Source organism: Acidithiobacillus sp. TH-A36, assembly GCF_057473445.1.
Window position 1 is genome coordinate 1 of sequence record NZ_JBYCKP010000123.1, and the last position, 1,312, is coordinate 1,312.

Consider the following 1,312-nt stretch of genomic DNA (forward strand, 5'->3'; position numbering starts at 1 on the left):
TCATCGCCCACCAGTTCGATGCTGCTACCCAGTTTTTCATTGAGTAGCTTCCAGTTTTCCCAGTCGTCTTCGGCCAAACCATCTTCCAGCAGAACCACCGGGTAATTACGAACGATTTCTGCATAATAATCGACCATTTCCGCACTGCTCAGAGCCCGGTTTTCCGTGCGCAGCTGGTATTTTCCGTCTTTGAAGAATTCCGAAGAAGCCGGATCAATGGCGATGCCGCAATCTTTTCCGGGTTCGAATCCGGCACGGCGGATGGCCTCGACCAGCAGGTCATAGGATTCATGATTGGAATCGACGGCGGGGGCAAAACCGCCTTCGTCACCCACACCCACAGAAAGATGTTTTTCGAGGAGCAGGGCCTGCAACGCATGGTAGATTTCCGCACCCCATCGTACCGATTCGCGGAAGCTGTCCGCCCCATAGGGAACCAGCATGCATTCCTGAAAATCGGCCCCCTGCCAGTGCGCATGGACGCCACCATTCAACACATTGAAACAGGGCACGGGCAGGCGGGTAGCACTGGGTCCACCCAGGTAAGCATACAATGGCAGATCACAATAATCAGCGGCGGCACGGGCGCAAGCCATGGAAACGCCGAGAATCGCATTGGCACCGAGCTTGCTTTTGTTATCCGTGCCATCCAGACCGATCATGGTCTCGTCAATGGCTTTTTGATCGCGCACATCCAGATCCTGCAAGTCGGGAGCAATGATCTCCTCAATGTTCTGAATGACCTGACGGACGCCTTTGCCCCCAAAACGATGGGAGTCGCCATCACGGAGTTCCACCGCCTCCTTGCTGCCGGTGGAAGCCCCCGAGGGAACGGCGGCGCGGGCGTGTTGCCCGTTGCTGAGATAAACTTCCACTTCTACTGTGGGATTACCGCGAGAATCCAGAATTTCGCGGGCGATAATGTCTTCAATCAAGCTGTCCATAAAACACTCTCCTGTTATTGTGGGGCAGAAACATCGAGATGAATGATTTCCAGGCGGTTGGTCCCGCCCGGATGACCCTTGCTGGGGCCTTGCGTCAGTAAAATCAAACCTTTTTCAACAGCGTTAGTGCGCAGCCAGCGACGTGCAGCCTCTTCCCAGCCACTTTCGGGACTCGGCATTTCTATAGGATAGACCCCATAGTGCAGACAGAGGCGCTGACAGGTCGACGAATGGGGACTCATGGCCAGAATCCAGGGTTCAAGCCGAAAACGCGCAATGCGTGCGGCCGTTGTTCCCGTTTCTGTAGGGGTTACTACAAACAAAGGATGCAGCCGTTCGGCGCTGTGCCGGACATTGCTGGCAATAAT

Annotated in this window: 2 protein-coding genes; both read right to left on the reverse strand. The window is 55.0% G+C overall.

Annotated features, from left to right (window positions below):
* Positions 1-944 (reverse strand): phosphopyruvate hydratase (gene eno / locus AC2VLY_RS03485; protein WP_486921775.1); only part of this gene is annotated, 944 nt, incomplete at its 3' end.
* Positions 945-958: 14 nt separating this feature from the next.
* A partial coding sequence (locus AC2VLY_RS03490) for a pyruvate kinase alpha/beta domain-containing protein (RefSeq protein ID WP_486921776.1) occupies positions 959-1,312 on the reverse strand: 354 nt, incomplete at its 5' end.